Origin of the sequence: Carnobacterium maltaromaticum DSM 20342 (assembly GCF_000744945.1) — a bacterium.
GTDB classification, from domain to species: Bacteria; Bacillota; Bacilli; order Lactobacillales; family Carnobacteriaceae; genus Carnobacterium; species Carnobacterium maltaromaticum.
In genome coordinates this window covers 2,559,707-2,583,674 of the sequence record NZ_JQMX01000001.1, presented here as the reverse complement: position 1 = coordinate 2,583,674, position 23,968 = coordinate 2,559,707, and the positions used below count along the sequence as shown (strand labels likewise).

Below are 23,968 nucleotides of genomic sequence, written 5' to 3'. Positions count from 1 at the left end.
CCAAAGTTTGATACTTTACAACTCTTAACAGCAAAAGATTTTTCTTTTAAGCTATTTTTGATTGGAAATTATAAATGCTGACATACTATTGTCCAGTTATTTATGAGATACTTACTCTAGATAAAAAATCGTATAAAGGAGAATGACCATGACACCTTTTGAAAGTAGCGAAGTTAAAGCAGTTTTCAACCAATACTCACCCCAATGCAAAGAAGCACTTTTAACTATTCGCCAATTAATTATCGACACAAGTGCAGAACTAACACCACATGAGAAATTGGTTGAGAATTTAAAGTGGAATCAGCCCACCTATACAGCAAAAGCTGGGACGCCCATACGAATTGGGATTTTTGAAGAGACTAAAATTGCTCTTTTCTTCCATTGCCAAACAACCTTGATTGAACAATTTAGAGAATTATTTACAGACACTTTAGTTTTTTCTAAAAACCGAGCTATTGTTATGGACCCAACGAAGCCATTACCTATCAACGATCTCAAATTATGTATTCAAATGGGGCTAACTTACCATTCTAGTTAATAAAAAGGATTGATCACCGAAAATCGGTAATCAATCCTTTTAGTTTATCGCTCTAGCGAAGAATCAGTTGCTTTAGCGGCATCAAAATCAGCTAAAATTTGTCGAACTTGTTCCGTCGATTTAGTGTTCATTAATTTAACCCGTAATTCACTTGCACCAGGAAAACCTTTAACATAAATTTTAAAGAAACGATGCAATCCCACAATTGAACGTGGAACCAGCTCAGCATACTTATCTTGCAAATCAAGCTGTAAATGTAATAATCCTAGCAACTCTTGTGAAGTGTGTTCTCTTGGCTCTTTTTCAAAAGCATATGGATTTTTAAATATACCTCGACCAATCATAATCCCATCCACGCCATATTGCTCGGCAAGTTTCAATCCAGTCTCTCTGTCTGGAATATCTCCATTAATCGTAATAAGCGTTTGAGGTGCGATTCGATCACGAATTGCCATGATTTGCGGAATAATTTCCCAATGAGCATCAACTTTACTCATCTCATCCCTCGTCCGTAAATGAATCGATAAATTCGCAATATCTTGCTTGAGCAAGTGAGTAATCCAGTTTTCCATTTCACTTATCTCTTTGTAACCGATACGTGTTTTTACACTGACAGGGATACCACCAGTTTTGGCTGCTGCAATTAATTCAGCTGCTACTTCTGGTCGCAAAATAAGACCGCTGCCTTTCCCACGACCTGCTACGTTAGGAACTGGACAGCCCATATTAATATCAATACCTTTAAAACCCATTTTTGCTAAACCAAGACTCATTTCCCGGAAAAATTCTGGCTTATCGCCCCAAATATGCGCTACTACTGGCTGCTCATCTTCAGTAAACACTAAGCGACCACGCACGCTCTCTATACCATCTGGATGACAATAGCTATCCGAATTTGTAAACTCAGTAAAAAAGACATCTGGCGAACCTGCTTCTTTAATCACATGGCGAAAAACGACATCCGTCACATCTTCCATCGGTGCTAAAATAAAAAAGGGCTTTGGTAATTCTGCCCAAAAATTAGTTGTCATTGTATAATCTCCATTTCCTTACTCTCTGTTACTTTTGGAAAAAGCATAGTTATTATACTAAGAATTCCCCAAAAAATCAAAGGTAAGATTTGCTTTTTACTTGTAACTTTACCTTTGTTGATGAAATCTTTTCTGCAATAGCCTGTCTATTTTCTTACAATACGCGCTATCAGGCTTGTCTCTTTACAGTACACTCAATTTCAATATCTGCTTCTAAAGGTAATTCTAAAACAGCAACACAAGTTCTCGCTGGAAATGGATGCTTAAATAGTTCTTTATAGACAGCATTCATTTCATCAAAATACTTCATACTTGTCAAATAAACATTGACTTTAACTACATCATCTAACGTAACATTTGCTTCCGCCATCACATCGCTTAGGTGACTAAAACATTTTTGCGTTTGTGTCGCAATATCGTATTTTTCGCCATTGTATCCAATAGCATTGTAAGCCGTTTGACCTGAAAAAAACAAATACTCTCCAGCATCAACAACATGCGAATACGGACCAGATGCTCCCACATTTTTTCCCGTATAAATTTTTCTGCCCATCAAAGACTCCCCCTTCTTTTACTCTTATCATAGCATAATCCTGTTGGTTATTGGAGGATTTCCATATTGAAAAAAATCAGCGCTGATAAAGTATTCAGATAAAAAGAAACAACTTAGCAGAGCTCAGTAATCCTGAGTTTTCTAAGTTGTTTCTTAGGATAAAAGAGAATTTAGTATCTCATGCTCTTCTATGGAAGTACTTTATTTTTTAGTAAAAAGCTTAAATTTTCTTGCTGTTTTTTTCCGATGAGTTGTTTTTGTAAAACAAAACAGTAGGAAAGTGAAAACGGCAATATTAATTGTAACAAGCAAGTAAATCCAATTTGGAACATTCGTTTCTGCAACTTCATATGCGTGACTATTTACCACCGTATATAGAATATTGTGGCTAGCTTTACGCATATTTTGTTGACCCCAATCAGTATCCGTTGTAACATTGTTTAGTTTCGTTGGCAACAAGTACAGAACTAAATCATTTCCAGCACTTAACCCTTGATCAACATTCATATATTGTGGTTTATAGAAATCTGAAATAACCGTTCCTCTAAAGCCCCACTCATCTCGCAAGACATTTTGTAAAAGAGCTTCACTTTCGCCAACCCATTTAGGTCCAATTCGATTATAAGAAGACATGATTCCTGTAATACCTGAATCTTTGACAGCAATTTCAAACGGTTTCAAGAAAACTTCTCTCATCGCTTGTTCCGTTGACCAAGTTGCTGCCCCTGTTGGGAATTCATATCTGCGCGTTTCTTGATCATACATCGCAAAATGCTTCATGAAGACATAGCTACCTTGATCCATTGCACCCTTAGATAGGCTTGAACCAATTTTCCCAGATAGTAAGGCATCTTCAGAGTAATACTCAAAGTTACGTCCACCAAATGGAGAGCGGTGAATATTAACCCCAGGCAGATAGAGGCCTGTAATATTTGATGCTTTCGCTTCTTTTCCAAGAGCTGCTCCCATCTCTTCAACCAACTCTGTATTCCAGGTAGAAGCTACAACGACCTCACTTGTGTATTGATTCCCGTGGGCTTGACTGACTAAATGATTGATTCCAGCCGGTCCATCTGCGTCAATTGTTGCTGGTTTCTTGACTGAATTAATTGCTGGCGTTTGGAACCCACCATAGGTAATTAGGTTTTCCATATCTTTGACCGACAATTGTTCCAATAATTGATCCCATTTCGGATCATCATAGTCAACACCTTTTAGATCATACAGTTCCAGACCATGTTTTTCAAATTTGATTGGATCCGCTTTTCCTTCATTCACACTTTGATCTTTCAAAGCCTTCAATAATTCTTTAGAGGCTTCTTTAGGTTGTGCCATTTCTTTTGGCATCGTTTCTTCCCAATTCCAACGTGATAAATACTGAACATCGCCTTTGGCATCTTCAAATTGATTAGTAGCTGAAAGTTGATCACTCTCACGTTTATTTTCTTGATCGAAGACGATATCTTTAGCGACTTCATAATTTTTTGAGTCAATAACATCATGAGAATTGTTCATCAATTTAATTTCATAATTTCCTTTTTCAAGAACATAGGCTTTGTTTTGTTTCTCATCATAACTTGCCATATTTTCAACATCAAAAGAAAGATTAACTTCTTCAGATTGATTTGGTGCTAATTCTTGTGTCTTTGCAAATCCAGACAAGACTACGTGAGATTTTTCAATTCCACCAATTGTGTAGGGCGGCGTATAATACAATTGTACGACATCTTTCCCAGCCTTTTTACCCGTATTGGTTACTTTAACGGTCATTTTAGCCTCATTACCATCTACTTTGAAATTTGTAATTTCTTGTTTAAAATTCGTATAGGATAATCCATAACCAAATGGATATTGAACCGCTTTTTCATACGCAGCTTCATCCATTTCACCTGTTTGGTTATCAATATAACGCGTTTCATAATAACGATAGCCGACATAAATTGATTCCGCATAATTGACATATTTGTAATGCCATGTATCTTTTTCGTAGTCAAATTCAGAATTAGAGTAAGGGAACTCACCAATATTATTAAATGAAGGCGCACTGGTTTCATCATAGGCATAAGTATCCACTAAGCGTCCTGATGGATTAACCTCTCCAGCTAGAATTTCTCCAACTGCATTAAATCCGACCGAACCGGGCCCACCAATCCAAAGTGCTCCAGCAATTTTTTCATCATCCAAGAAACCTAATTCCATTGGGAACGATGAATTAAGAATCACCACGACTTTATCAAAATTTTCTTTCACTAAATCGAGTGTCGCTGCTTCATCATCTGAAAGTTCTAGGTAATGCTTTCCGGCAGTTCCGCCTGCATAACCTTTCATTTCATTGGTAATATCAGCACCTTCACCACTATTTCTAGAAAAAACAACTAGTGCAGTGTCACTAAATTCTTTAGCAGAGGTTAGTAACGACTCACTATACTCACTCGCTTTTGGCTCATGAATATTAAAATCACCACCGACTAGTTTATGAATATTGACTTTTTCACGAGGCACATAGCGATCATCATAAAAAGTCGTTAGCTGATCGTTTACTTGGAAGCCTGCATTTTTTAGGCCTTGTTGTAAATCAACATTGTTGTCTTCTTTACCACCGCCAGAACCTGTTCCGCCATAGACAACATTACGAGAAGCATAACCAAAGACATTAACTTTCTGATTTTGTAACGGCAAAACTTCATTTTTGTTTTCTAAAAGAACAGCACCTTCACCTTCTATTTTCTCCGTTAAGGCCATAGCTTGTTCTGTTGTTTTTTTCACTTCCGACTGATTAATTTGTGAAGCCGAAAAATAAGTATTAATAATCATTGCATATTGATTTACCGCTAAATTAAAGATAATCAAGATACCTAGTAATAATGAAGATAATACATACAAGAATTTTCTTGTCTTGCGAATTTTAACAATTCTGTATATCGAATAGGCAATTAAGGAGATACTTAATAGAATGATTATTTTCGTAATCCAACCAACTAAAAATTGAACATTAATCCCAAATGACGGATTGTCCCCACTAGCTTTGCCATGATTAAGCAAATAAAGATAGATACCTCCGACAATTGCAATCCAGATTCCTAAGATTGCCCACTTCTTTTTATTCATTTTAAATTTTTTCACAGCGTTCCCTCCTAAATTCGTCTAGCTATCAGTTGCTTTACTAACAATTTCAGTATAGCTAGCCATAGGTTTATTGAAAACGCTACCTTCTTAAACTGTACACTTTCATTCATAACTTGTTTGAAATTAGAGAGGTCTAGGGAAAGAGGGTATAAAAAAAGCCCCTTCTTTTTGTGAAGTGGACTCTTTTGCTTGGAGTATTTAGTTGGAGATAGAATGTACTATTCTAATTGTTCAATGAATCAAAAGGTAGCAGATTCATCAATTCATAGCCTGTGTTCATTTTAGAATAAATTGAACACACCACGAATAGCTCTTTTCCTGCAAAGTTCATGATTTTATATCGGCCTGAAGATGCTGGTATATGGTGATGGCCGTGGATAGCTCCAATTATATTGTATTCTTCAACTAATTTTTCGATTTTCGGTTCCGAGCAACCATAGTCTTTATTGTACGCTTTACTCTTTGGTGAAAGCATACTAAGCTCATTAAAGAGAGGTGCGTGTGAAACTATGACTGTTGGTGTATCATAATCGTTATTTAGTAGCTTATTTAACCACTTAAGAATAAATTTTTGTTGCTCCTGTTTCCTTTTTACTAAGACAACCGGAATGGTTAACCCTATATAGCGAATTCCATTATGGATTACACTACTATTGTTTAGCACCGTTATTTTAGGGAAACGTTTTTCAAGTTCTACTTTTACGATGTCATAATAGGTATGGTCACCAGTAGGTAATAAATACCATGAATCATCTGGATTCTCTAAGAGCTGCTCAAACCATTTGTTTTTGAAAAATGGTGTCCACTTGTCCCATTGCCTATTCTGTAGATTGTCATTCGTTGGTAATACATCTACCAAATCGTGATTTCCAATAACATAAATTCCCTCAATTGATTTATTTGTTACACGAGAATCAGAAACATCACCTACTAAGATGTTAAAGTTCTCATTAATGAACGGAAGTTTCCCATCCAGCGCATGAACATCCGAAACTACATTTACCAAGTTTCGATTTTCTGTCTTATGAACATTTTCAAAATGGTGTTCTATTTCTTTTGGCTGAATACTGTGGGCAACATATTTATTTCTAATCTCCGATAATTCTTTACCATATTCTGATCGTAAAAGTACCTTATTATTCGTAGGTATAGTCTGTTTAGCAATAGCCATTGAACTTTCGATCTGTTGTTTTACTTCTTGAGGTAGTAAATCTAAAGCTTGATTAATATCTGAATCAAAAGCTAATTCTGTATTCATATTTTGTTTAGACAGAATACCCTCTTGTACATTTGAGTCTAACAGTTGTATCTCTTTTCCATCCGTGGTTATCGGTAAAGAGCTCGTACACTGAATAACAAAGTTAAGATATTCTGAAACATATCCAGCTATTCCTGTTTTTACATTTTCACTAAATAAAAACTTCCCTGCAAGATTGGCAGAAAGCGCACCTGTGTCATCATGTTGCAATAACCGACCTAGAATTTGAATTTCAAATAACGGATTTTGAAATATTGCATTATACGCTTGAGTAACTTCAAATGAATTCTTAGCAGGTCGTTTTTTAGTCACTTGAAAAATACTTTCAACAAGGTATGTTTCTAAATTAACCTTATGAGATTCAATATACCGACGGGCCTCTTCCGGATGAAGCAAGTATTGAATCGCCGCACGTTGAATATAGTTTCTAGCAGTATCATAAGGAATCGCTGAATAAACGAGATCGCCTCTTGATGATACAGCCATAGAATTTTCTTTCATGTTATAGCACAATTGAAAATAATCATTTCTAAATAGTGTTTTGTTAACAGGTCTTCGTCTATTTTCTGGATAAAGCTCAAAACGAGCAGCTAGTTCTGAAGGCAATGTAATTTCAGTATTCAGCGGCAAAAGTGTATTGTGTTTGCTCCCGACTAAAGGATTTTTATTCATTTTTATTTAAGCACCTCGTCCTATATAGATAATGAGTAACTATATTTATTTTATTTCCCCATATTTAATAGACTCATTATAACATGTTCAGGTTCCCTGCTTTATACTATTATCTACTAGTAAAGAAAAATAGTATAATTTTAGCCAGTTAAAATTAATACATCAAAAAAATTCATTATCTATATTCTTTTGGTCATTTTTAGTGAACCTTATTGCTTCACCTTACCCAAGATTGTTTATTCTCAACACTTTTGTTTATATTCGTCTTTTAAAGTCTTTACCGAATTATGATTCAATAAGAAAGCGGTCCGCACCATAATCGTGGAAAACGTCCCAATTAGTGTACTTGAATGGCATAATACAAAAAAAGTCAAAGAATCTAAGATTCCTTAACTTTTTTGTATAAATTAAAATTTAGTTCTATTTTGCTGCTTCTAAAGGTAACTCAACTGTGTATGCATGTGTTATCTCTTCATCAGCACTATCCTTTGCTTTAAATGCCAATTTCACACTAGCGATTTCTTTTAATGCTTCTTCATCTTTCACTTTAAAATAAAGAAATCCATCTTTATGTTCATTTTTAGTTAAAACTTCATCATCCCAATAGTTCATGAATACTTTTGCATCAACTTCTGTGCCATCTTTTAATATAAGAACAGCATTATCTGGTGTAATATGTTTATCATCAGAACCTTCATTTGTTAATTTATATTTAAAAGAAAGTAATTCTTTATAAGCCATATCATCTCTATCTTTGAAATCAGCTACACTGACCATTCTAACATGCTCAATATCTAAAGTTGTATCGTCCCAATCTGAATTTTTGTAGTCTGTTTCGTATGAAATAGTGTCTTTAACTTTTGGGTTAATTCCATCTGTAACGAGTTCTTTAAAGTAACCATCATCTTTTAGCGTTCCTTTAACTTCTATCACCTCTCCTGAAGAATCTGAGTAAGTTGTTTCTGTTTCTGAGTCATTTACGATTTCAGCTTTATCTGTTTTGCCACATGCCCCAAGGACAAGTACTGCACCTAAAGTAATCAATGGTAGTTTTAATGTTTTAAAGTTCATAATAAATCCTCCTAATTTTTTGTTTATTTGATGATTAAATTCTTTTAACTTAAATGTTTTTTGGCCATCTCTACATCTTTTTTTACTTCTTCATAATCAAATCTCTCAATTTTTCCATCTAATTTTTCTACAACCATTGTATTTAATAAATCTTCATTAGTTTCATTCATTAAAATCAGTAATCCGGCTTCATCAGGAGCTAAGCTTTCTGCAATTTTATCAAAGACAGTAATTTCTTTTTTAGACTTCACATAATTTATGCCCATACCTGCTAGATCCCCAACAATCCAGCCACATAATACGCCTAAAGGACCTCCTAAAATACCAACAATCATCCCGATAATACTGCCTGTTGCAATACGTTTCCCGCTTTCATAGTCTAGGCTATCTTTAATACTAAACTTTGTTCCATCATGACTTTTTTGCACAACAGCTACTTCTTTTAGCCCAAAACTATTTGTTTTACCTAATTGTTTTAGCACTGACATCGCTTCATACGCTTTTGCTTGTTCTTCATAGGTTATTAAAGCCGCTTTTTTCATAACTATTTCCTTCTTTCTCTTACTAAAATTTTAATCACTTGCCTCAACTACTTCTTCAATTCGACTTCTCCTTTCTTTTATTTCCTTTTTCCTTAAGTTTATAAGGCTCATTTTGCAAAATTCTAACTAGTATAAAATGTAGCAAATCTCTCTGGAATTACTCAGACTAATAACTATTTGCTCTGAATATAAAGTTAGAGGTTACATAAGGGATATAACAAGGAGTTTACGGTTACTTACAAAGTCTATTATAAAAGAATTTGATTCTACTAACTGTTAATCTTTGTCGTTCCAACTGTACTTTTTTTTCGGTTTTAAAATAAGAAAGCACTAATGATAAAATACAGTCATTATGCTATTTATGGAATAATTACTTTGGATAAAAATAAAATATATTAGACTATTCTATATGACACCCTTTAAAGAGCAGACAGTCAAACAAGTTGTATAGAACCACTTTAAAAATTCGTTGCTTATTTATAGATACAAACAATACTACTAAACTTAAAAATCTGAAATAATACTATTTAGACTATAACAACTTATGCTATTCTCGAAATAGCGCAATACAAGAATCTCGTAAAATTCATTTTTTAGGTTCTACATTCTTTTTCTTTATTATTTTTCAGTACTACAAAACTATCACTATATGTACTTCTACGCAAAATAAAAAAGCACCAATAAAAATCAGTGCTCTAAACGTTTCTATTTATTATAAATCTTTGGACCTTTACGCATATTTTTTTGATCATTTTTTGGAGGAGCCATTTGTTTAGATCTTCCGCCAGATTGTTTATTTTTGATGATTTCTAACATTTTTGCTTTATCTTTTGCATTCATTCTTCTTACCACCTTTGTTCATATTCGCTTTTTAACTATATTTACTGTATTCTATTTCAATAAAAAAAGACGTTTCGCAACATAATCGTGCGAAACGTCCGAAATAGTGTAATTGAATGGAATGGTACTCGATTTCTTGCGAAATCTCCGTCCCATACTGTATCTCGTAATCGAATAAATTCGAAACGGCTCCAGTAACGATTCCAATAATTAACGTTTTGAGAATTGTGAAGCTTTACGGGCTTTCTTAAGACCTGGTTTTTTACGTTCCTTCATACGAGGGTCACGTGTTAATAGTCCAGCTGCTTTAAGAGGAGCGCGGAAATCTGGGTCAACTTGTAATAATGCACGAGCGATTCCGTGACGAGCAGCTCCTGCTTGTCCAGTGAATCCTCCGCCATTAACGTTAACATAGATATCGTAGCTTCCTAAAGTTTCCGTAGTTGCAAGAGGTTGTTTAACTACCTCGTGTAAATATGGAAATGGAATATATTCGTTAATATCTTTTTTGTTCATGATGATTTTACCTGTTCCAGGTACTAAACGTACGCGAGCAGTTGAGTTTTTACGACGGCCTGTGCCGGTATATTGTACTTGTGCCAATGAAATTCCCTCCTTAAATTAGGTTTGTAATATCCAAAAATTCTGGTTTTTGTGCTTGATGTTCATGTTCAGAACCACCGTAAACGTTTAATTTCATATATTGTTTACGACCTAAAGTATTCTTTGGAAGCATACCTTTTACAGAGGTTTCAATCAATCTACGAGAATTCGTTGCACGTAATTCACCAGCTGATACTTGTTTCAAACCACCTTGGAATCCTGAATGGTGATAATAAATTTTATCAGTTGCTTTTTTACCTGTTAATTTAATTTTGTCTGCATTAATAACGATCACGAAATCACCTGTATCTACATTAGGTGTGAAAGTTGGTTTATTTTTGCCACGTAAAATGGTTGCTACTGTAGTTGAAAGACGTCCCAATGGAATATCAGTTGCGTCTACTACGTACCATTTACGTTCTACTTCGTTTGGTTTTGCCATATAAGTTGTACGCACGTTTTTTTCCTCCATATTCTTATCTGTTTGTTTGAATGCACAATAAGTTTCCGGGGCTCATCGTGGGGCAAACAATACCATCTAACATAATATCGTTTTTTTGACGATTTGTCAATAAAAAATCGTGTTTTTTTCAAATAAATCCCGGTTTTTATCTGCTTGCTCAGACAATTTTTTTATAAAATAATGCCCATAAATATATCGTCGACGTATTTGTCTCCAATTTTAAATTCTTCTTTTAAATTGCCTTCGATTTCAAAGCCGTTGCGTAAGTAAAAACGTTGCGCACCTATGTTAGTTCCCATCACACGCAAGGAAAGTTTATGAATCCCTTCCTCGCGTGCTTTGGCTTTTAAGGCTTCCAGTAACTTCTGACCAACACCACGCCCTTGTGCTTGGCTAGCTACTCCGATTCCCAATAACCAAGTTTCACTATGAGCTGCTAACGGACTTGGGTTGTTAAAGTTGACTAAACCCAATACTTCTTTGCCGTCAACTGCCACGAGCATACTGCCAACTGGGTAACGTAATTGATACTCAATCACATTTTCATACACATGGACAAAGGGTGTATTTTCATCGTTCCAGACGCTATTTTCAATTTCCATTAACCCAACGTAGTCCTCAACTTGATTTAATCTAATCTCAATCCCCATTATTCTCGCGCCTCCATTGTTCACTCTCTTTTAAAATCTGTTGGATCTCTGCTTGTGACTTGTATGTCACTTTTAGTAAATATAAACCGGATGGTGATGCTGTAGGTCCGGCTTGTTGTCGATCTTTAGCTGCGATAATTCGAGCTAAGTCATGTACAGGTCGTCTACCATTGGCAATTTGTAATAAGGTACCGATTAGTATCCGAACCATGTTATACAAGAATCCATTTCCTCTGAAGGTAAAAATTAAGTCTCCTGTAGCTTCATTCCAAATAACGTCAGCTTCATAAATAGTTCGAACTTTATTTTCTCGTCCGCTTTTGACGGCGCAAAAACTAGAAAAATCATGCTCGCCAACAATATCCGTTAAAGCAGCTTTTAAATCATCTAAATGAACCGGATAGGGATGGTGAAGCGCATAGTTCCGTCTAAATGGATCGACAACTTGATTTGTATTTACTCGGTACTGATAGGTCTTTTCTGCCGTGAAATAGCGGGCATGGAAAGTCTCATCAACAATTTCTACTTTTACAATCGCAATTTCATCAGTTGTCAGGCTGTTTAAGGCTTGTTGCATCCGTTCTGGCGGAATCATGGCTGGATAGTCATAATGGATCACCTGTCCCAAAGCATGGACTCCTGCATCGGTTCTACCTGACGCTTGCAGCTTAATCGCGATTCCTTTAGTCATGGTCTTTAAGGCTTTTTCAATATCACCTTGGACGGTTCTGTCTTTAGGTTGAATTTGAAACCCAGAATAGTTGGTTCCATCATACTGAATAGTCACTTTATAGCGGGTTGTAGTCATTTTATGCTTAAACTCCTATCTGTTTGTTCAGACTAAAAAAGTTATTTCATCACGAAATAACTTTTTAGTAGCATTTAGCTGCGTAAATACACAAGGGCAACCGTTACGATTGCATAAGCTATAATGACAGTTGAATCGGTTAATTCCCATTTTAATAAACGGTATTTTGTCCGACCTTCCCCGCCTTGATAACCTCTAGCTTCCATCGCTGTTGCCAATTCTTCTGCTCGGTTAAAGGAGCTAACAAATAGCGGAACAAGCAATGGGACGATTGATTTCATTTGTTGGAAAACATTTCCTTCCCCGAAATCAACACCACGGGCTCGTTGTGCATTCATGATTTTCTCCGTTTCATCCATCAACGTGGGTACAAAACGTAAAGCAATTGATAACATTAAGGCAATTTCATGAACTGGAAACTTAATCACTTTTAGTGGGCGTAATAAATATTCAATCGCATCGGTTAAAGATAAAGGCGCTGTGGTTAATGTTAGTAATGTTGACATAAAAATAATTAACACAAAACGACAGAAAATGAAGAGTCCATTTTTCAATCCTCCCGAGGATACGACTAAAATGCCCCACTCAAAGTAAACTTCTCCACCTCTACTAAAGAGGACTTGTAAAATAACAGTAAATAAAATTAGCCAAATTAACGGTTTGACACCATTAATAAAAAATTTGAATTTTATTTTTGACATAGCAATCGAGAATAAGGTAAAGGCAAACAAGAATAGATAGCTTTGCCAATTATTTGCTAAGAAAATAATTCCAATAAAGTAAAAACTCGCCAATAATTTAACGCGAGGGTCGAGCTTATGAACGAAAGAATCACCAGGGATATAACGTCCAAAAATCAGTTTATCCATCATTGTGCTGCACCTGCTTTACTGGCTTTTTCAATTTCGGCAACAAGTAAATCTGCCAAAAGTTCAGTCGTGATTGGCAACTCGCCTAAATCAATTCCCTTTTTCTCTTTTAATAAATTACCAAAAGAAACTGCGGTTGGAACACCAAGTTGTTTTTCTTCTAGCCATTCAGTTTCTTTGAAAATCTCAGTTGGTAGTCCTTTTTTAACAATTGTTCCACCTTCTAGAACGATCATTTGATCCGCATAATCGGCAACATCATCCATTTGATGAGTAACCAAAACAATCGTTAGGCCTTTTGTAACATACAATTGATGGAACATCTCCATCATATCTTTCCGACCTTTTGGATCAAGACCCGCTGTCGGCTCATCAAGCACTAAGACTTCTGGCTCCATCGCTAATACCCCTGCAATCGCCACACGACGCATTTGTCCACCTGACAAGTCAAATGGTGAACGTTCTAGATAAGTATCGTCTAAGCCCACGAGAGTTAGCATTTCTTTAGCTAAGACTTTCGCATCCTCTTCTGGCACACCAAAATTCATCGGACCAAAGCAAATATCTTTCTCAACCGTCTCTTCAAATAATTGAGCTTCTGGAAATTGGAAAACAATCCCAACTTTTTTACGAATGCCTTTAAGATTTTTATTATTAGTTTCAGGAAATATTTCACGATCGCCAATCGTAACTTTGCCTTCGGTTGGCTTCATTAAAGCATTTAAATGTTGTAAAATAGTCGATTTCCCACTACCTGTATGACCGACTAATGCCGTAAAACTCCCAGTTTTAATTTCTAAATCAATATCATAGAGAGCTTTATTTTGGAAAGGTGTGCCTTTTTGGTAGGTATAGCCTACTTTTTCGAAAGTAATGTCCATAGCCAATCCACCATCCCTTCCTCAGTTAAATAGTCTTTAGGTACATCAATGTTGCGTTTTTTTAATGCACTTTTTAATTTTTCAGGGAAAGGTAAATCCAGTCCCATTTCAATTAATTCATCACCGAAAGAAAAGATTTCTTGTGGCGTTCCTTCTCTAATCAACTGACCGTTTTTCATCACTAGAATACGATTAGCACTAGCGGCTTCATCGATATCATGAGTAATTGAAATGACAGTTAAATTTTCTTCTTCTTTAATCGCTTTAACCGTCGCTAAAACTTCTTGTCTACCTTGAGGATCTAGCATACTTGTTGCTTCGTCCAAAATGATAATATCAGGTCGTAAAGCCACAACCCCTGCAATCGCAACACGTTGTTTTTGACCACCAGAAAGTCGAGCCGGCTCTTTTTCAATAAAATCAGACATTTTGACCTTATCAATAGCGTCGGTAACTCGTTTGACCATTTCATCACGAGGGACACCGCTATTTTCTAAACCAAAAGCCACGTCGTCCTGGACTGTTGAACCAACAAATTGATTGTCTGGATTTTGAAATACCATTCCAACCATGCGACGAACATCCCAAACTGTTTCTTCGGTTAAAAGTTGATTCCCAACCGTTACCGTTCCATTTGTTGGTGCCAGCAAACCGTTGATTGTTTTAGCCAAAGTTGATTTACCTGAACCATTATGACCGATAATCGCAACCCATTCGCCTTTTTCAATTGAAAGGGATACGTTTTTTAATGCTTCTACCTCTTCGTTGGGGTGATATTTATATGAAATGTCATCTAATTTAATGATTTTCTCCACTGAGCAAACCTCCGCGTTCTTTTCAATTCAATTTCTCTAAGACTACCAAAAACGCGACTAAAATACAATAACTACGCGCTTTCATTAAACATATTTTACGTTTAATTATACCGCTTTAAACATGAAATTGAAAGGTCTAAAAATTGATTTGAACGCTAATTAAATTTTCTTTCTTGTTATTAAAGTAGATAAAAAGGCAAAAGATGTGCGAATAACTCGACATCTTCTACCTTTTTTGATTTTAAGTTTATTGATTTAAATAATTATACGCATATTGCGCATACAATTCTGCCCCTACCTTCATGGCCGCTTCATCAACATTAAAACGTCCATGATGATGTGCCCACTGGGTATCTTTTTCAGCATTTCCACATCCAACTAGAGCAAAACAACCTTTTGTATTCTCGGTAAAATAACTAAAATCTTCACCGCCAGTAGTTGGTCGTTCATGCATCAATACATCTTCCCCTAAATGCTCACGAATAACCTGCTGAGCAAATAAAGCATCCGTTTCACCATTAACAACTGGCAATGTGCCATACTCATAATTCACTGTCGCTGTCGCTCCATAACTTGCTGCAACATGCTCAGCATAGCGCTCAATCGCTTTTTGAACGCGACTTCTAGTTTCTACGCTAAAACAACGCACGGTTCCTTCTAAACGCGCATTTTCAGCAATCACATTGAACCGTGTGCCAACGTCCATCTTACCAATCGTCACAACAACCGGATCTAATGGATCAGTTTCTCTTGCAACGATCGCTTGAATATTCATTACAAATGCAGAAGCAACAACTGCTGCATCGACACAATCATGGGGCATAGCACCGTGACCACCTTGCCCTTTAATATCAACTGTAAAAATATCTGCAGAAGCAAAACTAGATCCGACCACACAAGAAGCTTTACCTGTTGGCATTTGCGACCAAATGTGAATTCCAAAAACATTATCAACACCTTCGACCGCACCTTGTTGCACCATAGCTTTAGCTCCCTTAGCATTTTCTTCCGATGGCTGAAAAATAAAGCGGACTGTTCCGTGGATTTCAGGCTGTAACTCTTTTAGTGCTTTTGCAGCCGTTAATAACATTGCCGTATGAGCATCATGGCCACAAGCATGCAATTTCCCGTCTTCTAAAGATTTATAGTCTAGGTTCTGATTTAGTTCTTGAACAGGCAGAGCGTCCATATCAGCACGCAATGCTACAGTTTCACCTGGCTTACCACCAACTAGTTCAGCAATCAAACCTGTTGGCTTAGTTTTGCGATATGGGATGTCTAATAAATCTAATGCATCAGCTACTTTTTGAGTCGTTCTAAACTCTTCCCATTGCAATTCTGGATGTTGATGTAAATCTCTTCTAAAAGCAATCATTTCTGCTTCATATTTATTAATTTGTTGTTTTAATTTATTCATCTTCTCTTAACCCCTATTCTTTTATAAATTTATTAAAATACTTGAGAAAATTCCAGCCAAGATAACCGACACAATTGTAACTGTCACAAATCCTGCTACTAACATCGGTGGCAACATATGGCTAGTTAAAGCTTCTTGTTCGTCCTTGTCATCAGTCAAAGCTTTAATGACTTCATTTGTAATAATATAGTCAGCTGGAAATCCATATAATGCTGTTAGTGAAACTGCAAAAGCCATCTCTTTACTGACTCCTAATAATTTCCCAACAATCCCAGAAAAAATATACATGCCTATTACACCAATTACAATAATGCCAATCATTGGAACTGCTAACTCTTTTATCATATCTGGCGTGGCATTCTTTAATCCATCAAAGATAAACAACATCAAGCCCATGATGGCAAAACCAAATCCATTGGCTTTTTGTAAAGGCTGTTTTTCTAAAAAGCCCACACTACTTGCAATCACACCAAACAGTAAACATAAAACAAACGGACTAATCGTCACGAATGGGCTACACAAAACTGAAACATAATAGGCCAACATTCCAACTAAGCCTAATCTGAAAAAACGTGAGAAGTCTGTATGATAGGCTTTAGGAATTTTAGTAAATAACTTTGGCGTATCTAATTCTTCTTGTTTTTTAGATCCCTCTTTTTGATTATCAGGTATCCATTCTCCTTTGCGGTACTTCTCAAGCATATGTTTACCTTCTTTTTTCAGCATAATGGATGTCAGGGGATACCCAGCAAAACCTTGCATCACATAAATTAAAATAGCTAGAATTGATAAAGAGGTTAAGCCAGCCGTTTGAGCAGCTTCCGACATAATTAAGGACGATACCACACCTCCTACTAATGGTGGAATAGCAACTAAGACTGTTTCCAAATCAAAAATAAGCGTTCCAATGGTGAGCAATAAAATCACGATACCTGCAATTCCTGACAATGTGATTACTATCGTTTTCCATTGCTTAATTAGCTCATTGATAGATAAAAGTGTACCCATATTTGTAATCAACAAATACATCAGTAACGTTGCAACAATACTTGGAATCCCTGCGACTTCAACGATGTTCTTAGGAAATATCGTCCAATACCCAATGATAAATAAAACAGCACAGACAAATACTGATGATACTGAAGCTTTGGTTCTAGTTGACACCACATCTCCTATGTATAAAATTCCCATCAATAACGTAAAGGCAGCCATTTGCGACATAAACATTCCTCATTTCTTTTTTATTATCAGAATATTCTGATGTATTAACAGTGTACTAAACAATCAATAAATATGCAACGATATATAATGAACGTTTTATATTTTCGGTTTATTTCTAAGTAAAAAACTTGCGACGGCATATCCTCTTGTTCATGTGCGAATAAAAAAGAGACCTAGGAGCAATAGCATCCCATGTCTCTTTAGTGAAAAGTTAGTCAGTTTGTAGTTCATGATCAAGAACATCAATGGCTTGACCTAAAAAATCATTAATCAATTGGCATTCATCATCGCTATAGTTAGCTGCTAGTTGAAGCATTCTTGCATTCAATCAAAAAAATAGCTGGATTTGCAATTAAAGCCTAATCTTTGATTGCAAATAAAAAAGAACTATTTCTATTAACAAATATATGTTGATAGAAATAATTCCTTTTCGACAAAAAAAAATCACATTTGATGAATTTACCTCTCCTGAAAGCGAAGTTTCAGGAGAAGTTTCGAGCTAGACTTGGAAATAAATTTCCATCATCGTAACACTCTTTGCACACATCCAAAAGTGAATCAATTTTTATTTTGAAAAATTAAACCAATTCAATGATAACCATTGGTGCAGCGTCTCCGCGGCGAGGTTCAGTTTTCATAATACGTGTGTATCCACCTTGACGCTCAGCGTAACGAGGTGCGATATCACTAAATAATTTTTGTAAAGCAGATTCAACAACGATTTTATCGCCATCTTCTTTAATTGCAGCAGTTTCGTTACGAACAAAACTAGCGGCTTGACGACGTGCGTGTAAATCGCCACGTTTACCTAAAGTAATCATTTTCTCAGTAGTAGAACGAATCTCTTTAGCGCGAGCTTCAGTTGTAACAATACGTTCGTTAATGATTAAGTCAGTCGTTAAATCACGTAACATTGCTTTACGTTGAGAACTTGTGCGTCCTAATTTACGGTAACCCATTCTGATTTTTCCTCCTTCGGTACGGTACTAATCGTCTTGACGTAAACCTAAACTTAGCTCAGCTAGTTTAAATTTCACTTCTTCAAGTGACTTACGACCTAGATTACGTACTTTAATCATTTCTGCTTCAGATTTATCAGTCAATTCTTGAACTGAATTAATACCAGCACGTTTCAAACAATTGTATGAACGTACAGATAGATCCAATTCTTCAATTGTCATCTCAAGCATTTTTTCTTTATGAGTCTCTTCTTTTTCTACCATGATTTCCACTTTACGAGCTTCGTCAGATAGATTTACGAAGATATCTAAATGCTCTGTTAAAATTTTTGCTGCTAAACTCACAGCGTCTTCTGGGCTAATAGAACCATCTGCCCATACATCAAGTGTTAATTTATCAAAATTATCTTTTTGACCCACTCGAGTATTTTCTACTTGATAGTTCACACGACTAACTGGGGTGTAAATCGAGTCGACTGGTAATACGCCAATTGGCATATCATCGTGTTTATTATGTTCAGCTCTTGCATAACCTCTACCTTGTTTCGCAGTTAAACGTACGTGGAAACGTGCGCCTTCAGCTACGGTACAAATGTATAAGTCAGGGTTTAAGATTTCAACATCGCTATCATAAGTGATATCGGCTGCTGTAACTACCGCTGGACCTTTCACATCGATTTCAATCGTTTTATCTTCACCAGAATATAACTTGAGTGCAAGTTTTTTAATATTCAAAATGATTGATGTCACATCTTCTACAACCCCATCGATTGTTGAAAATTCGTGTAACACACCATCGATTTGAATAGTAGTTACTGCTGCTCCTGGAAGAGAAGACAACAAAATACGACGTAGAGAATTCCCTAACGTAGTACCATAACCGCGTTCAAGTGGCTCTACAACGAATTTACCAAATTTGGCATCATCGCTGATCTCAATCGTATTAATTCTTGGTTTTTCAATTTCGATCATTCTCTATATACCCCTTTCAAAACGTTAAGTTCATGTTACTGAGTGCAAACAAGCATAATGTAGCAGCTCTCAATTAAACACGACGGCGTTTTGGAGGGCGGCATCCATTATGAGGAACTGGAGTTACGTCACGAATTGCTGTAACTTCTAAACCAGTAGCTTGTAATGAACGGATTGCAGCTTCACGTCCTGAACCAGGACCTTTAACAGCAACTTCAACTGTTTTCATACCATGTTCCATACATGCTTTAGCAGCAGTTTCTGCAGCTAATTGAGCAGCAAATGGTGTAGATTTCTTAGAACCGCGGAAGCCTAATGCTCCTGCTGAAGACCATGAAATTGCATTACCATGCGCATCAGTAATCATTACAATTGTATTATTGAAAGTAGAACGGATATGAGCTATCCCAACTTCTACATTCTTTTTCACACGACGTTTACGTACAACTTTTTTTCCTGCCATGAAGTGTTACCTCCTTACTTATTAATTATTTTTTCTTGCCTGCAACTGTTCTAGCTGGGCCTTTGCGAGTGCGCGCGTTGTTTTTCGTGTTTTGTCCACGAACTGGTAAACCACGGCGGTGGCGCATGCCTCGGTATGATCCGATTTCGATTAAACGTTTAATGTTTAGGTTTACTTCACGACGAAGGTCCCCTTCAACTTTAATTGAGTCAATCTCAGCACGGATGCGATCTAATTGATCATTTGTTAATTCACGTACGCGAATTTCTTCTGATACGTCTGCAGCTTTCAAAATTTTGATTGCTGTGTTTTTACCGATTCCATAAATATAAGTTAAAGATATTACTACACGTTTGTCACGCGGAATATCAACTCCTGATATACGAGCCATTACAATTACACCTCCTGTTATAGTTAATTATTATCCTTGGCGTTGTTTGTGTTTAGGATTTTCACAAATCACCATAACACGCCCGTTACGACGGATAACTTTGCATTTTTCACAAATTGGTTTTACTGATGGTCTTACTTTCATGAACTATACCTCCCATTTTATTGACGGAGTACAATTATTTAAAGCGATAGGTAATGCGACCGCGGGTTAAATCATACGGTGACAATTCTACTGTTACTTTGTCTCCAGGTAAAATACGAATGTAGTGCATACGGATTTTTCCTGAAACATGTGCCAATACAACATGGCCATTTTCAAGTTCCACTTTAAACATTGCATTCGGCAAAGTTTCAACGACTGTTCCTTCAATTTCAATGACATCGTCTTTAGCCACGCCTAGTACCTCCTTAAAATTGTTTCGCAATTAAATGCGATAAACCTAGCGAGAACCTTAGCCCCCACAATTTTTACACTTAACCTACTAATTCTATCACAAACTCTGGCCTTTTAAAAGCCAAGACCTCGAATATTGTAACATAAAATTAAATTAGTGACAAGTCCCTCGTTAGACAACCGCTTTTCCTCGCGAATAATTTCTTTGGAAACGAGGCATCATTCGTAATAAAAGAGTGACTTGCTATTTTATTTTGCAATAATTGCTTGTACTTCTTTGAAAACATCCTGAATATCTTGATCACCTTTAACAGTGTTCAATACCTGGCGTGCTTCATAAAAGTCTAACAAAGGTTGTGTTAACTCAAGGTTAACGTTAATTCTATTTTCAACTGTTTCAGGTTTGTCATCTTCTCGTTGATAGAAATCATGTCCGCCACAGCGATCACAAGTTCCAGCAACTGTCGGTGGGTTAAAGACTTTATGATAAGTCGCTCCACACGTACGACAGATGATGCGGCCTGTTAAGCGTTCCATCAAAATGTCTTTATCAACGTGAATGTTAATAACGGCATCGATTTTCTTACCAAGTTCAGTCAAAATTTGTTCCAAAGCTTCTGCTTGGTTCAAAGTTCTTGGGAACCCATCTAGTAAGAAACCATTGTCAGTATCAGCCTCAGCTAAACGTTCTTTTACAATCCCGTTTGTTACTTCATCTGGTACCAAATTGCCTTTATCCATATACGCTTTCGCTTCAAGACCTAAGGCCGTTTCATTTTTGATTGCGGCACGAAACATATCCCCTGTTGAAATGTGTGGAATTTTATAAGTATCCACAATTTGCTCAGCTTGTGTTCCTTTACCAGCACCAGGAAGACCCATTAAAATGAGATTCATCATTTTTCCTCCTTAAATGTAAGAATGAGTGCTGAAGGAAATCCCTCAACACTACTTTCTTATTGTATAAAGCCTAGATAACTACGCTTAATCATTTGTCCTTCTAATTGTCTAGTTGATTCTAACGCAACACCGACTACAATAAGTAGACTAGTTCCGCCAAGACCGATAGATTGTGGTAGATTCCAAAGAATTCCCGCTACAATTGGAAGTAAAGCAATTAATCCTAAATATACTGCTCCGACTGTACTCAAACGCATTAATACGCTTGAAATATAGTCCTCAGTCCCTTTACCAGGACGCACACTTGGAATATAGCCACCTTGTTTTTGTAAGTTTTCAGCAACTTTCTCTGGATTCACTTGAATGAATGCATAGAAGAAAGTAAAGACAACAATTAGTAATGTATACAAAGCAGCACCAATTGGTTTTTGATAGTCAAAAACGTTACTCAAAATTTGGAACCATTGCGTATCGCCTTGTGTTCCACGGAAGAAACCCATTATCGTTTGCGGAGTTACAATAAATGAACTTGCAAAGATAACTGGAATAACCCCAGCAGAGTTGATTTTTAATGGTAAGAATGTGCTTTGGTCGGAAGCCGCTGCACGTTTTGAGTAAGAGATTTTGATTTTTCGTTTTGCTGTTTCAAAGTAAACAACTAAGATCACAACTGCGATAATTGCAACAATTAAAGCAAGGGTGAATAAAATTGCTTTCCAAAGGTCTGGTCCAGCATTTCTGATCTGTGCATTATAATAATCCATCACATCAGCCGGCACACGTGCCACAATACCAGAAAAGATAATCATAGAGACGCCGTTCCCAAATCCCTTAACAGTGATTTGTTCACCCATCCACATAACTAACATTGTTCCAGCCGTAAGAATTAATGCGATACTTAGATAAGTTGAAGCGCCTGGATTTTTAATTAAACCCATGCCTGATAAAGCGTTAAACCCGTAAGAGATTCCGATTGATTGGACAAATGCCATGATAATCGTTAAGTATCTCGTTACTTGATTTAATTTTTTACGACCAACTTCTCCTTGTTTCGACCATTCAACAAACTTAGGAACAATATCCATTTGTAATAATTGAACAACGATTGAAGACGTGATATAAGGTGATACACCCATTGCAAAAATGGAGTACTGGCTTAACGCGCCTCCACCAAATGTGTTTAACATGCTAAAGATTCCTGAATCCGAAAATTCTGAAATTGCTTTAGCGTTAACGCCAGGAACAGTTATATGTGTTCCTAGACGAAAAATAATTAAAACACCTAAGGTAAATAATATTTTGTTTCTAATGTCCTTCTCTTTTAAAGCACTTGAGAGCATTTTAAACATTAGATCACCTCGATTGAACCACCAGCAGCAACGATAGCTTTTTCTGCTGCTTCGGAAAATTTGCTTGCTTTAACGGTAAGTTTTCTTTCAACTGCACCGTTACCCAAAACTTTAATCCCTGATTTTTCATTTTTAATGATTCCAGATTCAACCAACAATGCTGGAGTTACCTCTGTACCATCTTCAAAGCGATTTAATGTATCTAAGTTTACAATAGCAAACTCTTTGCGGTTAATGTTGGTAAATCCACGTTTTGGTAAACGACGGAATAAAGGTGTTTGTCCACCTTCAAAGCCTAAGCGTACGCCACCACCTGAACGTGAGTTTTGTCCTTTTTGACCACGACCTGAAGTTTTACCATTTCCTGATGAAGTTCCTCGTCCAACACGGTTACGTACTTTACGAGAACCCTCTGCAGGTTTTAATTCATGAAGTTTCATATAGATTGGGCACCTCCTTCAATAATAAGTCTCATTCTTTTATTAAACTTCTTTTACGTCCACTAAATGTGAAACAGTGTTAACCATACCTTTGATTGCATCATTAGCAGGTTTCACAACTGTACTGTTAATTTTAGTTAAACCTAAATGTTTAACAGTATCACGTTGGTTTTGAGGACGTCCGATCACGCTACGTTTTAAAGTAATTTCTAAATTAGCCATTTTCTTATGTCCTCCTTTTATCCTAGAATTTCTTCTACAGATTTGCCGCGAAGTTTTGCAACTTCTTCAACACGTTTTAATTGAGTTAAACCTTGAACTGTAGCACGAACCATGTTAATTGGAGTGCTTGAGCCAAGAGATTTACTTGTAATATCAGCAACACCTGCTAACTCAAGGACTGCACGAACAGGTCCTCCAGCGCTGACTCCAGAACCGGCTACGGCTGGTTTCATTAAGATGTTTCCGCCGCCAAAGCGTCCGATAACTTCGTGAGGAATCGTTGACTCTACCATTGGTACTTCAATTAGATTCTTTTTAGCATCTTCAATTGCTTTACGGATAGCTTCAGGTACTTCTTGAGCTTTACCAGTACCGAAACCTACGTGACCATTTCTATCTCCAACTACAACTAATGCAGCAAAACGTAAACGACGTCCGCCTTTTACTACTTTAGTTACGCGGTTGATAGCAACGACACGATCTTCTAATTCCAAATGTGATGGATCAATATAAACCAT

28 protein-coding genes are annotated in these 23,968 nt (G+C 36.5%); 1 reads left to right on the top strand and 27 read right to left on the bottom strand.

Annotated elements, in window-relative coordinates:
• Positions 1 to 148 precede the first annotated feature (148 nt).
• Positions 149 to 538 carry a DUF1801 domain-containing protein gene (locus BR77_RS12035; protein WP_015077739.1) on the top strand — a complete coding sequence of 130 codons (390 nt, stop codon included), beginning with the start codon at positions 149 to 151 and terminating at the stop codon, positions 536 to 538.
• A 44-nt stretch (positions 539 to 582) separates the two neighbouring features.
• On the opposite strand, the gene BR77_RS12030 is transcribed toward BR77_RS12035, so the two are convergent.
• From BR77_RS12030 to rpsE, 27 genes are all read right to left on the bottom strand, one after another.
• Positions 583 to 1,569: a tRNA dihydrouridine synthase gene (locus BR77_RS12030; RefSeq protein ID WP_015077740.1), complete on the bottom strand. Its 987-nt coding sequence runs from the start codon at positions 1,567 to 1,569 to the stop codon at positions 583 to 585.
• Positions 1,570 to 1,738: 169 nt separating this feature from the next.
• Entirely contained in the window at positions 1,739 to 2,122 is a 384-nt protein-coding gene (locus BR77_RS12025; RefSeq protein WP_010052113.1) for a RidA family protein, read from the bottom strand.
• A 201-nt stretch (positions 2,123 to 2,323) separates the two neighbouring features.
• Positions 2,324 to 5,245, bottom strand: a complete 2,922-nt coding sequence (locus tag BR77_RS12020) for a glycoside hydrolase family 3 protein (RefSeq protein WP_015077741.1) — start codon at positions 5,243 to 5,245, stop codon at positions 2,324 to 2,326.
• A gap of 226 nt (positions 5,246 to 5,471) precedes the next feature.
• Positions 5,472 to 7,178, bottom strand: coding sequence for a metallophosphoesterase family protein (locus BR77_RS12015; protein ID WP_015077742.1), 1,707 nt, complete (start codon positions 7,176 to 7,178; stop codon positions 5,472 to 5,474).
• Between the two features lie 420 nt (positions 7,179 to 7,598).
• Positions 7,599 to 8,249 carry a hypothetical protein gene (locus BR77_RS12010; RefSeq protein WP_015077743.1) on the bottom strand — a complete coding sequence of 217 codons (651 nt, stop codon included), beginning with the start codon at positions 8,247 to 8,249 and terminating at the stop codon, positions 7,599 to 7,601.
• 44 nt (positions 8,250 to 8,293) lie between these two features.
• Entirely contained in the window at positions 8,294 to 8,791 is a 498-nt protein-coding gene (locus BR77_RS12005) for a hypothetical protein (protein WP_015077744.1), read from the bottom strand.
• A 705-nt stretch (positions 8,792 to 9,496) separates the two neighbouring features.
• Positions 9,497 to 9,631, bottom strand: coding sequence for a hypothetical protein (locus tag BR77_RS19520; protein WP_010052107.1), 135 nt, complete (start codon positions 9,629 to 9,631; stop codon positions 9,497 to 9,499).
• A 210-nt stretch (positions 9,632 to 9,841) separates the two neighbouring features.
• Positions 9,842 to 10,234: a 30S ribosomal protein S9 gene (gene rpsI, locus BR77_RS11995; protein WP_010052106.1), complete on the bottom strand. Its 393-nt coding sequence runs from the start codon at positions 10,232 to 10,234 to the stop codon at positions 9,842 to 9,844.
• Between the two features lie 13 nt (positions 10,235 to 10,247).
• Positions 10,248 to 10,691: a 50S ribosomal protein L13 gene (rplM, locus tag BR77_RS11990; protein ID WP_010052105.1), complete on the bottom strand. Its 444-nt coding sequence runs from the start codon at positions 10,689 to 10,691 to the stop codon at positions 10,248 to 10,250.
• 176 nt (positions 10,692 to 10,867) lie between these two features.
• Positions 10,868 to 11,347: a GNAT family N-acetyltransferase gene (locus BR77_RS11985; protein ID WP_010052104.1), complete on the bottom strand. Its 480-nt coding sequence runs from the start codon at positions 11,345 to 11,347 to the stop codon at positions 10,868 to 10,870.
• Positions 11,337 to 12,155 carry a tRNA pseudouridine(38-40) synthase TruA gene (truA, locus tag BR77_RS11980; protein WP_015077762.1) on the bottom strand — a complete coding sequence of 273 codons (819 nt, stop codon included), beginning with the start codon at positions 12,153 to 12,155 and terminating at the stop codon, positions 11,337 to 11,339. Before truA ends, BR77_RS11985 begins: the two co-directional genes overlap by 11 nt.
• A gap of 74 nt (positions 12,156 to 12,229) precedes the next feature.
• Entirely contained in the window at positions 12,230 to 13,027 is a 798-nt protein-coding gene (locus tag BR77_RS11975; protein WP_010052101.1) for an energy-coupling factor transporter transmembrane component T family protein, read from the bottom strand.
• Positions 13,024 to 13,905: an energy-coupling factor ABC transporter ATP-binding protein gene (locus tag BR77_RS11970; RefSeq protein ID WP_015077763.1), complete on the bottom strand. Its 882-nt coding sequence runs from the start codon at positions 13,903 to 13,905 to the stop codon at positions 13,024 to 13,026. The genes BR77_RS11975 and BR77_RS11970 overlap by 4 nt, the downstream gene beginning before the upstream one ends.
• Positions 13,881 to 14,720: an energy-coupling factor ABC transporter ATP-binding protein gene (locus BR77_RS11965; RefSeq protein ID WP_010052098.1), complete on the bottom strand. Its 840-nt coding sequence runs from the start codon at positions 14,718 to 14,720 to the stop codon at positions 13,881 to 13,883. Before BR77_RS11965 ends, BR77_RS11970 begins: the two co-directional genes overlap by 25 nt.
• A gap of 247 nt (positions 14,721 to 14,967) precedes the next feature.
• On the bottom strand, positions 14,968 to 16,137 hold the full coding sequence (locus BR77_RS11960) for a M20 family metallopeptidase (RefSeq protein WP_035065136.1): 1,170 nt from the start codon (positions 16,135 to 16,137) through the stop codon (positions 14,968 to 14,970).
• Between the two features lie 21 nt (positions 16,138 to 16,158).
• The gene (locus BR77_RS11955) at positions 16,159 to 17,358 is read right to left on the bottom strand and encodes a hypothetical protein (protein ID WP_015077765.1); all 1,200 of its coding nucleotides are present in this window, start codon (positions 17,356 to 17,358) and stop codon (positions 16,159 to 16,161) included.
• Positions 17,359 to 17,936: 578 nt separating this feature from the next.
• Positions 17,937 to 18,317, bottom strand: coding sequence for a 50S ribosomal protein L17 (gene rplQ / locus BR77_RS11950; RefSeq protein WP_010052093.1), 381 nt, complete (start codon positions 18,315 to 18,317; stop codon positions 17,937 to 17,939).
• A gap of 27 nt (positions 18,318 to 18,344) precedes the next feature.
• Entirely contained in the window at positions 18,345 to 19,289 is a 945-nt protein-coding gene (locus BR77_RS11945) for a DNA-directed RNA polymerase subunit alpha (protein WP_010052092.1), read from the bottom strand.
• Between the two features lie 73 nt (positions 19,290 to 19,362).
• Complete coding sequence (rpsK, locus tag BR77_RS11940; RefSeq protein ID WP_010052091.1) at positions 19,363 to 19,752, bottom strand: 30S ribosomal protein S11; 390 nt, start codon at positions 19,750 to 19,752, stop codon at positions 19,363 to 19,365.
• Between the two features lie 25 nt (positions 19,753 to 19,777).
• Positions 19,778 to 20,143, bottom strand: coding sequence for a 30S ribosomal protein S13 (gene rpsM, locus BR77_RS11935; RefSeq protein WP_010052090.1), 366 nt, complete (start codon positions 20,141 to 20,143; stop codon positions 19,778 to 19,780).
• Positions 20,144 to 20,173: 30 nt separating this feature from the next.
• Entirely contained in the window at positions 20,174 to 20,287 is a 114-nt protein-coding gene (gene rpmJ / locus BR77_RS11930) for a 50S ribosomal protein L36 (protein WP_010052089.1), read from the bottom strand.
• A 34-nt stretch (positions 20,288 to 20,321) separates the two neighbouring features.
• Positions 20,322 to 20,540 (bottom strand): translation initiation factor IF-1, encoded by a 219-nt coding sequence (infA, locus tag BR77_RS11925; protein ID WP_010052088.1) that lies wholly within the window; start codon positions 20,538 to 20,540, stop codon positions 20,322 to 20,324.
• Positions 20,541 to 20,788: 248 nt separating this feature from the next.
• The gene (locus BR77_RS11920) at positions 20,789 to 21,436 is read right to left on the bottom strand and encodes an adenylate kinase (RefSeq protein ID WP_010052087.1); all 648 of its coding nucleotides are present in this window, start codon (positions 21,434 to 21,436) and stop codon (positions 20,789 to 20,791) included.
• Between the two features lie 59 nt (positions 21,437 to 21,495).
• Positions 21,496 to 22,788: a preprotein translocase subunit SecY gene (secY, locus tag BR77_RS11915; protein WP_010052085.1), complete on the bottom strand. Its 1,293-nt coding sequence runs from the start codon at positions 22,786 to 22,788 to the stop codon at positions 21,496 to 21,498.
• Positions 22,788 to 23,228, bottom strand: a complete 441-nt coding sequence (gene rplO, locus BR77_RS11910; protein WP_010052083.1) for a 50S ribosomal protein L15 — start codon at positions 23,226 to 23,228, stop codon at positions 22,788 to 22,790. Before rplO ends, secY begins: the two co-directional genes overlap by 1 nt.
• Positions 23,229 to 23,270: 42 nt before the next feature.
• Positions 23,271 to 23,450: a 50S ribosomal protein L30 gene (gene rpmD, locus BR77_RS11905; RefSeq protein WP_010052081.1), complete on the bottom strand. Its 180-nt coding sequence runs from the start codon at positions 23,448 to 23,450 to the stop codon at positions 23,271 to 23,273.
• Between the two features lie 17 nt (positions 23,451 to 23,467).
• Complete coding sequence (gene rpsE / locus BR77_RS11900; protein ID WP_010052079.1) at positions 23,468 to 23,968, bottom strand: 30S ribosomal protein S5; 501 nt, start codon at positions 23,966 to 23,968, stop codon at positions 23,468 to 23,470.